Source organism: Kitasatospora sp. NPDC029367, from assembly GCF_055569135.1.
The window spans coordinates 1-9,635 of the sequence record NZ_JBVHYH010000133.1 but is presented as its reverse complement, the minus strand read 5'-3'; the positions used below and the strand labels follow the sequence as shown (position 1 = coordinate 9,635).

The 9,635-nt window shown below is 70.6% G+C and carries 8 protein-coding genes; 4 read left to right on the top strand and 4 right to left on the bottom strand.

What is annotated here, in order from left to right:
- The first annotated feature begins 188 nt into the window (after window positions 1–188).
- Both mmsA and mmsB read left to right on the top strand, forming a co-directional pair.
- On the top strand, window positions 189–1,736 hold the full coding sequence (gene mmsA, locus ACZ4W5_RS37295) for a multiple monosaccharide ABC transporter ATP-binding protein (RefSeq protein ID WP_465659632.1): 1,548 nt from the start codon (window positions 189–191) through the stop codon (window positions 1,734–1,736).
- Between the two features lie 3 nt (window positions 1,737–1,739).
- Complete coding sequence (mmsB, locus tag ACZ4W5_RS37290; RefSeq protein ID WP_360229194.1) at window positions 1,740–2,975, top strand: multiple monosaccharide ABC transporter permease; 1,236 nt, start codon at window positions 1,740–1,742, stop codon at window positions 2,973–2,975.
- A gap of 124 nt (window positions 2,976–3,099) precedes the next feature.
- Here the strand turns inward: mmsB and ACZ4W5_RS37285 are convergent, their stop codons facing one another.
- Both ACZ4W5_RS37285 and ACZ4W5_RS37280 read right to left on the bottom strand, forming a co-directional pair.
- Window positions 3,100–3,597 (bottom strand): hypothetical protein, encoded by a 498-nt coding sequence (locus ACZ4W5_RS37285; protein ID WP_465659630.1) that lies wholly within the window; start codon window positions 3,595–3,597, stop codon window positions 3,100–3,102.
- A gap of 117 nt (window positions 3,598–3,714) precedes the next feature.
- Complete coding sequence (locus tag ACZ4W5_RS37280; protein ID WP_465659628.1) at window positions 3,715–4,764, bottom strand: LacI family DNA-binding transcriptional regulator; 1,050 nt, start codon at window positions 4,762–4,764, stop codon at window positions 3,715–3,717.
- A 379-nt stretch (window positions 4,765–5,143) separates the two neighbouring features.
- Between ACZ4W5_RS37280 and ACZ4W5_RS37275 the strand changes: the two genes are divergently transcribed.
- Window positions 5,144–7,711 (top strand): RICIN domain-containing protein, encoded by a 2,568-nt coding sequence (locus ACZ4W5_RS37275; RefSeq protein WP_465659634.1) that lies wholly within the window; start codon window positions 5,144–5,146, stop codon window positions 7,709–7,711.
- 137 nt (window positions 7,712–7,848) lie between these two features.
- Here ACZ4W5_RS37275 and ACZ4W5_RS37270 read toward each other — a convergent pair whose 3' ends face one another.
- Both ACZ4W5_RS37270 and ACZ4W5_RS37265 read right to left on the bottom strand, forming a co-directional pair.
- The gene (locus tag ACZ4W5_RS37270) at window positions 7,849–8,046 is read right to left on the bottom strand and encodes a DUF397 domain-containing protein (protein WP_360234874.1); all 198 of its coding nucleotides are present in this window, start codon (window positions 8,044–8,046) and stop codon (window positions 7,849–7,851) included.
- Complete coding sequence (locus ACZ4W5_RS37265; protein ID WP_360234877.1) at window positions 8,043–8,906, bottom strand: helix-turn-helix domain-containing protein; 864 nt, start codon at window positions 8,904–8,906, stop codon at window positions 8,043–8,045. Before ACZ4W5_RS37265 ends, ACZ4W5_RS37270 begins: the two co-directional genes overlap by 4 nt.
- Window positions 8,907–9,200: 294 nt before the next feature.
- Between ACZ4W5_RS37265 and ACZ4W5_RS37260 the strand changes: the two genes are divergently transcribed.
- The coding region (locus ACZ4W5_RS37260) for an ATP-binding protein (RefSeq protein WP_465659626.1) at window positions 9,201–9,635 on the top strand (435 nt) is incomplete at its 3' end.

The window sequence follows — 9,635 nt, the reverse complement described above, 5'->3', positions numbered from 1 at the left end:
CCGCTCCACACCCCCGCCGTGGACGCCTCCCACCGCCCGTATTCCACCTCCACCCCCCCCCCCCCCCCCCCCACCCCCCCCCCCCCACCCCCCCCCACCCCCCCCCCCGCCGAACCGGCGGTGCGGCGCCCGGACTCCCCCGGGCGCCCTACGGGCCGCACCGCCCCGAACGATACGGACGCACACCCATGGCTGGACCCGTTCTCGAAATGCGGTCGATCAGCAAGTCGTTCCCCGGCGTCAAGGCACTCTCCGAGGTCAACCTGACCGTGGCGGCCGGCGAGGTGCACGCCATCTGCGGCGAGAACGGCGCCGGCAAGTCCACCCTGATGAAGGTGCTCAGCGGGGTCTACCCGCACGGCAGTTACGAGGGCGAGATCCTCTTCGAGGGCGAGCCCTGCCAGTTCAAGGACATCCGGGCCAGCGAGCAGCGCGGCATCGTCATCATCCACCAGGAACTCGCCCTGGTGCCGTACCTGTCCATCGCCGAGAACGTCTTCCTGGGCAACGAGCACGCCACCCGGGGCATCATCAGCTGGCACCGGACCCTCACCCACGCCGGCGAACTGCTCCGGCAGGTCGGCCTGGCGGAGAGCCCGCACACCCGGATCGCCGACCTCGGCGTGGGCAAGCAGCAACTGGTCGAGATCGCCAAGGCGTTGGCCAAGAAGGTCAAGCTGCTCATCCTCGACGAGCCGACCGCCGCGCTGAACGACGAGGACAGCCGCAAGCTCCTCGACCTGATCCTGGAGCTCAAGGCGCAGGGCATCTCCTGCATCATCATCTCGCACAAGCTGAACGAGATCGCCCGGGTCGCCGACGCCGTCACCATCCTGCGCGACGGGCAGACCATCGAGACCATCGCGATCGGCCCGGAGGGCATCTCCGAGGACCGGATCATCCGCGGCATGGTCGGCCGGGACCTGGAGCACCGCTACCCCGAGCGCACCCCCGACATCGGCGAGGTCGCCTTCGAGATCGACGGCTGGACCGTGCGCCACCCGATCGACCAGCAGCGCACCGTGGTGGACGGCGCCTCCCTGAACGTGCGGCGCGGCGAGATCGTCGGCGTCGCCGGCCTGATGGGCGCCGGCCGCACGGAGCTCGCGATGAGCGTCTTCGGCCGCTCCTACGGGCGCTGGGCCGGTGGCCGGGTGCTGCTGCACGGCCGGGAGATCCGCACCCGGACGGTGCCGGAGGCCATCGGCCACGGCATCGCCTACGTCACCGAGGACCGCAAGCACTTCGGCCTCAACCTGATCGACGACATCAGCCGGAACATCTCGCTGAGCGCGCTCGGCAAGGTCGCCCGGTACGGCCGGGTCGACCGGCACGAGGAGAGCAAGGTCGCCGAATCGTTCCGGCGGACCATGAACATCAAGGCCCCGACGGTGTTCACCCGGACCGGCACGCTCAGCGGCGGCAACCAGCAGAAGGTCGTCCTCAGCAAGTGGATCTTCGCCGGGCCCGAGGTGCTGATCCTCGACGAGCCGACCCGCGGCATCGACATCGGCGCCAAGGCGGAGATCTACACCGTCATCGCCGAACTGGCCGCCCAGGGCAAGGCCGTACTCGTCATCTCGTCCGAACTCCCCGAACTCCTCGGCCTGTGCGACCGGATCTACACCATGGCCGAAGGCCGGATCACCGGCGAGGTCGCCCGCGCCGACGCCACCCAGGAATCCCTCATGCGGCTCATGACCATGAGCGCCGCATCCAGCAACGAGCAGGTGTGAGGCATGGCCCAGACCGAGATCATCCCGGACTCCGCCCAGAACGGGCCCGAGCCCGACCCGAGCCCGTCCGTCGGCGCCGCCCTGGCCCGCGCACTGCGCGGCAACGTGCGCCAGTACGGCATGCTGGTCGCCCTGGCGCTGATCGTGCTGCTGTTCCAGATCTGGACCGACGGCATCCTGCTCCAGCCGCTCAACATCACCAACCTGATCCAGCAGAACGGCTACATCCTCATCCTGGCGATCGGGATGATGATCGTCATCATCGCCGGGCACATCGACCTGTCGGTCGGCTCCCTGGCCGCCTTCGTCGGGGCCGCCGCCGCGGTGATGATGGTCGAGCACCACCTGCCGTGGCCCGTGGCGATGCTGATCGCGCTGGTGATCGGCGCCCTGGCCGGCGCCTGGCAGGGCTTCTGGATCGCCTACCTCGGGATCCCGTCCTTCATCGTCACCCTGGCGGGCATGCTGCTCTTCCGCGGCGGCACCCAGATCCTGCTGCAGGGCCAGTCGGTGGCGCCGTTCCCCAAGGGCTTCCAGAGCATCAGCAGCGGCTTCCTGCCCGAGGTGGGTCCGCACACCAACTACCACAACCTCACCCTGCTGCTCGGTCTCGCGGTGTTGGCCGTGGCCGTCCTCCAGGAGCTGCGCGGCCGGCGGCAGACCGCCTCGTACGGGCTGGAGGTGCTCCCGCTCGGGCTGTTCCTGGCCAAGCTCGCCGTGATCACGGCGGCCGTGGTCGTGTTCACCCTGCTGCTGGCCAGCTACCACGGCGTGCCGATCGTCCTGCTGATCCTCGGCGCCCTGCTGGTCGGCTTCGGCTACCTGATGCGCAACTCGATCATCGGCCGGCACACCTACGCCATCGGCGGCAACGAGGCGGCGGCCAAGCTGTCCGGTGTGAAGAGCAAGCGGGTCGTCTTCCTCGCCTTCACCAACATGGGCGTCCTCGCCGCACTGGCCGGGTTGGTCTTCGCCGCACGGCTCAACGCCGGCACCCCGCAGGCCGGCATCAACTTCGAGCTGGAGGCGATCGCCGCCGCCTTCATCGGCGGCGCCTCCGCCAGCGGCGGCGTGGGCACCGTGATGGGCGCGATCATCGGCGGCCTGGTGCTCGGCGTGCTGAACAACGGCATGTCGCTGGTCGGCGTCGGCACCGACTACCAGCAGGTGATCAAGGGCCTGGTGCTGCTCGCGGCCGTGGGCTTCGACGTCTACAACAAGCGCCGGGCCGGTTCCTGATCCGGTGAGCGACGCGGCAAGCCGTTGAGCGACGCGGCAGGACGGGCACGGTGCGGCGGCACCGTGCCCGTCCTGCCGCGTTCAGTCTCTTGTTCAATCGTCAAGTACAGCATCGCCGCGCCGGTCAGACCCCCTCGCCGTCCCGGCGCTCCAGCCCGGCCGCCCGGGCGCGCGCCCGGGCCGCGTGGGAGGCGATCAGCAGCGCCAGCCGCTTGGGCCGACGGACGTGCACCAGGACCAGTGGCTCCTCCCTCCCGCGGACCAGCAGGGCGACGGTCGTGTGGTGGAACGTCGACACCTCCCGGCGGCCGCTGCGGCGGGTCTCCGCGTAGCCGGGGCGGTAGCTGACGTCCAGGATGTCGGCCCAGCCGAGCAGCATCGGGTCCGGCGTGCGGGCGAAGCGCAGCCGCAGGCCCTCCGGGCGCACCTCGACGCTCCGCAGGCCCACGCTCGGCGGGAGCTGACCGATGACCACCAGGCCGCCCAGCACGACCGCGTCGACCACCAGCCCCTGCCACAGGATGCCGTGGTAGATCAGCAACCAGAAGAGCAGGACCAGGGCGATGAAGGCCCACTTCCAGACCGCCAGCGGAACGTAACGGCGGACGTGGTGAACGCTCACAGAGCCACCCCTGGGCATCGCCTGTGACATGACTTCCCCCCAACCCAAACGTTTGGCCCAATCGTTTGGGTTGGATGATAGGCAGGTTCGACCGAAGGCGCCAGAGGCCGGAACTCCTCAGCTGGACCGGAGAAGTGACGGCCCGACAGCCGTTCCGCTGGAGGCCCGCTCCACCAGCTCGGGCGCGAGCCGCCGGGAGCGGGCGGGCGCGCCGCCGATCCGGCGCAGCAGCTCCCGCACCGCCACCCGGCCCTGCTCCGCCATCGGCGAGCGGACCGTGGTCAGCGCGACCGGCAGCTCGGCGGCGACCGGGGTGTCGTTGAAGCCCGCCAGGGCGAGGTCCCGCCCCGGGTGCCTGCCGAGGTCCCGGGCCGCTCCCAGGACCCCGATGGCGGCCAGGTCGTTGACGGCGAACAGTGCCGTGGGGCGGCCGTCGGCGGTCAGCAGGGCGGTCGCCGCCTCGCGGCCGCCCGCGGTGTCGAAGGCGCAGTGCCGCACCAGTTCGGGCGGCACCGGCAGACCGGCCTCCGCGTACCGGTCGACGAAGCCGGCGGTGCGGTCGGTGCCGGTGCTGGCGAAGGGCTCCCCCGCGACGCAGCCGACCCGGCGGTGCCCCAGCCGCAGGAAGTGCTCGGCGACCAGGCGCCCTCCCCGGTAGTCGTCACAGGTGACGGCCGGAAGCCCGCCGTCGGTACGGCGGTTGACCAGGACGTGCGGCGTGTCGCGGAGCGCCGGGTCCGCCAGGGCGGCGCCGTCCAGGTGCGCGTCGCCGATGATGAGGCCGTCCACCCGCCGGCCGAGGACCATCGCGATCCGCTCGCGCTGGCGGACCGGATCGTCCTGGGTGTTGGTGACGAAGGCCGCGAACCCGTGCCGCGCGGCCTCCTCCTCGATGCCCTCGTAGATGGTCGCGACGACGATCTCGGACAGCCGGGCGAACACCACCCCGATCAGGTTGCTGCGCCGGGTCCGCAGACTGACGGCGGCGGGATCGCGCCGGTAGCCCAACTCCTCGGCCAGGTCCCGGACCCGACGGGCCGTCGTGCCCGAGGCGGCCCGCCGCCCGTCGCCTTCGGATCCGTTCAGGACCCTGGAGACGGTGGACACGTCCAGCCCCAGCTGGTCGGCGATCACCCGCAGCGTCACCGGGCGGCTCTCGATACCCATGACCGACTCCCTCTCCTCCACGACCGCCATTGTGCGCGATCACCGCGCGGGCCGTCGGCGGGGGTTTCCAGGGCCGGTGGCTGCACCGGAGGTCGGGCCCACCTCCGAGGTCGAAACTTTTTTCGGCGGGCGGCAACCTCCCGCGCGACGGCGGCAACTGACAGGCGACACCGAGGGCGGAACACCCCGCGGTTCGTCCGATCCCACCGCCTGCCGCCGCCGCGCGCCCGCCCGTACGACCGGGTGTGGTGCGGCGGCGGGGCCGAAGCAAGGAGTAGCCCCCATGAACGAGACGGATGCCACGGCGGAGGGCCGCGGCCGGCGCGCCCGGGCGGCCGGCAGCGCAGGGCGTGCCCGTGGGCGCCACCGCCGGCGCGCGATGAGCGCGACCGCGCTGCTGCTCGGCGTGCCCGTCGCCGTCGGGTCGTACTTCGTGTTCACCCACGAGGAGTCCCAGGCCGCGACGGTCGACGGCGATGCCTACTACCGGCTGGTCTCCGTGCGCAGCGGCAAGGTGCTGGACGTCGACGCCTTCTCCACCGCCGACGGCACCCGTATCCAGCAGTGGACGGACCAGGCGACGGCCAACCAGCAGTGGCGGCTGAGGCCCACCGGGGACGGCTACTACGAGCTGGTGAACCGCAACAGCGGCAAGGTGCTGGGCATAGCGGGGGATTCGACCGACCGGACGGCCACCGCCGAGCAGCAGACGGATCGTTCCGCCGCCGCCCAGCAGTGGCGGATCGACGATGTGAGCGGTTCCGACGCCGTCACCTTCACCTCCCGCAGGAGCGGCCAGGTCCTGGACGTCTCCGGAGCCTCCACCGCCCAGGGCGCGGCGGTCATCCAGTATCCCGGCTGGGGCGGGAGCAACCAGCAGTGGAAGCTGGTGAGGATGCCCGCGACCGACGGCGCGCAGGCCACCGGACCGTACGTGTGGAAGAACGCCCAGATCGTCGGCGGCGGGTTCGTCACCGGCTTCGTCTTCAACCCCAGCCGCAAGGACCTCCTCTACGCCCGCACCGACATCGGCGGCGCCTACCGCTGGGACGCGGCCGCCGGCCAGTGGACCTCGATCACCGACTGGATCAGCGACTGGAACCTGCTGGGCATCGAGAGCCTGGCGACCGACCCGGTCGACCCGAACCGGCTGTACCTGGCGAGCGGCACGTACACCAACGGCTGGGCGGGCAACGGCTCGATCCTGCGCTCCACCGACCAGGGCAGGACCTTCCAGCGCACCGACCTGCCGTTCAAACTGGGCGGCAACGAGGACGGCCGGTCGATGGGCGAGCGCCTGGTGGTGGACCCGTCCGACCACAGCAGGCTCTACCTGGGCACCCGCAAGAACGGCCTGTGGCACAGCACGGACTACGGCGCGACGTGGAGCCAGGTCGGCGCCTTCCCCGTCAAGGACGGCGCGAGCAGCGGGGTCGGCCTGTCCTTCGTGACCTTCGGCCCGGCGGGCAGCAAGACGATCTACGTCGGCGTGGCCGACAAGTCGACCTCCCTGTACCGCTCCACCGACGGCGGCAACTCCTGGCAGGCCGTGCAGGGCCAGCCGACGGGTCAGTTGCCGCACCACGGCGTGCTGTCCGGCGACGGCTCGCTCTACCTGACGTACAGCGACGGTCCGGGCCCGCAGCCGGTGACGGCCGGATCGGTGTGGAAGTACACGCCGTCCACCGGGGCGTGGAAGAACGTCTCGCCGTCCAGCGGCCACTACGGCTTCGCCGGTCTCGCGGTCGACGCCGAGCACCCGGACACGGTGATGGTCACCACCCTCAACCGCTGGTACCCCAACGAGGAGCTCTACCGGTCGACCGACGGCGGCGCGACCTGGAAGGCGCTGGGCTCGACCGCCGTGCGCGACGCCTCGGCGGCGCCCTACGTGGGGTCCGGCAGCGTCGGGCACTGGATGGGCGCGCTGGCCATCGACCCGTTCGACTCCGGACACGTCCTGTACGGCACCGGATCGGGCATGTGGCGCAGCACCGACGTGACCGCGGCGGACCACGGGGGCGCCACCCACTGGACCATCCCCAAGGGGGTGGAGGAGACCGCGACCAACGGACTGATCAAGGCGCCCGGCTTCCCGCTGGTCAGCGCGCTCGGCGACCAGAGCGGATTCCGGCACGACGACCTGACCAAGTCCCCGACCCGGCAGCTGGTCGGGCCGAAGTTCACCACCGCCACGGGCATCGACTTCGCCCAGGCCAAGCCGTCGTTCTCCGTGCGGGTCGGCTCCGGCGGCGAGCAGCACGGCGCCTACTCGACCGACGGCGGAGCGACCTGGTCGCCGTTCGCGACGGCGCCGACGGCCGACGCGGCCGCCGGCTCCACCGCCGTCTCGGCGGACGGGGCCACCGTGGTGTGGACCCCGGAGGGCCAGGTGCCGTTCGTCTCGACCAACCGCGGCGCGTCCTGGACGGCGGTCTCCGGCCTGCCCAAGGACGCGGCCGTGGTGGCCGACCGCTCCGCGGCGAACACCTTCTACGCCCTCAGCGGCGGCACCCTCTACGCCAGCACCGACGGCGGCAGGCACTTCACCATCCGCGCCACCGGCGTGGCCTGGGGCCAGCTCAAGGCCGTCCCGGGCGTCGCGGGCGATCTGTGGATCGCGAGCAAGGACGGCGGGCTCCAGCACTCCACCAACGGCGGGGCGAGCTTCACCAAGGTCGCCGGAGTGGACGCGGCGAGCGGCCTCGGCTTCGGCAAGGCGGCACCGGGCGCCGGCTACCAGGCCCTCTACCTCAGCGGGACGGTCAAGGGTGTGACCGGGCTGTTCCGCTCCACCGACGCCGGCTCGACCTGGGTCCGGATCAACGACGACCAGCACCAGTACGGCGGGACGGTCATCAACGTCATCACGGGCGACCCCGACGTGTACGGCCGCGTGTATTTCGGCAGCTACGGCCGCGGCGTGGTGTACGGCGACCCGTCCTGACCGCGGCGGGGGGGGGGGGGGGGGGGGGGGGGGGGGGGGGGGGGGGGGGGGGGCTGGGGGGGGGGGGGGGGGGGGGGGGGGGGGGGGGGGGGGGTCCCCCGGCCGGGGGGGGGGCAACCCACCGCTCTCGTGGGCGCTCAGAGGAGACCGAAGTCGAACTCCCCAGCAGAGATGGCCCTGATGAAGGCCTCATGCGCCGCCCGGTCGAAGGCCAGGGCCGGACCGGAAGGGTCCTTGCTGTCACGGACGAGTGTGACCGGACCATTGTCGATCGCGAACTCGACGCAGTTCGTCGACTCGTTGCTATGGGATGACTTCTGCCAGATGGGCGTCATGTGAGCTTGTCTCTCTGTTCGATGATCAGGGCGAGGGAGTCGTCGAGGCCCAGAGCGTCTGCTCGAATGGCGTCGAACTTCGCCGTGTAGAGCGCCACAGCGGCAGCATCTTCGACCCAGAGGTCGTTCAACGCTCCTTCCACGAGGACGACATCGAGATCCTGCCGCTGCGGAAATCCGAGGATGGAGAAGGCGCCGCCCATGCCGTGATGCGCAGGCGCGCCGATGGGCATCACCTGGATGTTGATGTTGGGCTGACTGGCGCGGTCGGCGATCCTCGAAAGTTGCTCCGCCATGACCTTCGGTCCGCCGACTCCGGACCGGATCGCCGCCTCGTGGATCACTGCCCAGAGCGTGAGTGGTTCTGCCCTGGTCAGCGCACTCTGGCGTGCCATGCGGACGTCGACGAGCGCCTCGACATTGACTCCGGGGCGAAGAGTGAGCTTCTTGATGATCTCGCGCGCGTAGGCGGGCGTCTGGAGAAGGCCGGGAATGAAGAAGCCCTCGTAGGACCGCATGGATGCGGCGCTTGCCTCCAGCGAGATGAGATTGCCGAGCGGCTCGCCGATGTCAGCGCTGTAGCTCTGCCACCAGGTCCCGCGCTGTGATCCACGTTTGGCCAGCTCCACGAGGGCGGAGATCAGCTCGTGGTCCTCGCACTTGTACAGCGCGAGGAGTCGCTTGACGTCATCGACCTTGGTGGCGCCACGGCCATTCTCGATGCGGGACAGCTTCGGCTGGCTCATGCCGCCCAGGGCTTCGGCGACTTCCTCGTGCGAGAGGCCGGCTTCCTCTCTCCTGCGGCGCAGTTCGGCTCCGAGTTGCCTCCGTCGAACCGTTGGACCTGTTGTTCCGGCCATCCCCGCCCTCTCTGAGCCTCGCGGATCAGTCTGCCTTCCCGGCGGTCAGATTCGCCACCGGCAACTACCACTGTAGGAGCCTGGGTTGGCGTTCGATTTGGATATATCCAAAGTTCTGAGACGAGTTGCCAAGAGCAAGCCTTTGGCTCCATGCTGAGCGTGACAAGCTGCACACAGACGGCAATCGCCAGGTGTCTCGCTGTGCTCTCGCATCACGATCACGCTCCGAGCGGTCTCTTCTGATTGACCATCAACCGCTCGGAGGTATCTCTCGACTCCCACGGAGGTATCTTCGTGTTCTCCCTCGAACTCCCCCCTGACTGGTCGGCCCCGCGCGAGGAGTTGCGCGAGGCCACCTCGCGCGCCGGGTGGAAGCCCGGCCTGGTCGCCGACGCCGAGCTCGCGCTCCTCGAACTCTTCGTCAACGCCTGGCGCCACGGCGGCAGTGCGGCGCCCATCGTGGTGGTCCTCATCATCGGGGAGGTGCTCCGCGTCTCGGTCAGTGACGGGAGCCCCGTCCTCCCCTCCCCGCGCGAGGACTCCGACCCGTTCGCCGTCTCCGGCAGGGGCCTGCACCTCGTCCGCTCGCTCACCCACCGTTTCGGCACGGAGCCCCGCAAGACCGGCAAGTCCGTCTGGTTCGAGTGCGCCCTGAAAGCGCCTGGTTGTATCCCCGGCATAGCCGGGAGGAATTCGGAGGTTATTCCTGGGTCCAATGGCTTACCTGGC

What these genes read in the sequence shown, in the direction of transcription:
- mmsA (WP_465659632.1), top strand. Translation starts at nt 189, where the DNA reads ATGGCTGGACCCGTTCTCGAAATGCGGTCGATCAGCAAGTCGTTCCCC.
- mmsB (WP_360229194.1), top strand. Translation starts at nt 1,740, where the DNA reads ATGGCCCAGACCGAGATCATCCCGGACTCCGCCCAGAACGGGCCCGAG.
- ACZ4W5_RS37280 (WP_465659628.1), bottom strand. Translation starts at nt 4,764, where the DNA reads ATGGGTATCGAGAGCCGCCCGGTGACGCTGCGGGTGATCGCCGACCAG.
- ACZ4W5_RS37275 (WP_465659634.1), top strand. Translation starts at nt 5,144, where the DNA reads ATGAGCGCGACCGCGCTGCTGCTCGGCGTGCCCGTCGCCGTCGGGTCG.
- ACZ4W5_RS37270 (WP_360234874.1), bottom strand. Translation starts at nt 8,046, where the DNA reads ATGACGCCCATCTGGCAGAAGTCATCCCATAGCAACGAGTCGACGAAC.
- ACZ4W5_RS37265 (WP_360234877.1), bottom strand. Translation starts at nt 8,906, where the DNA reads ATGGCCGGAACAACAGGTCCAACGGTTCGACGGAGGCAACTCGGAGCC.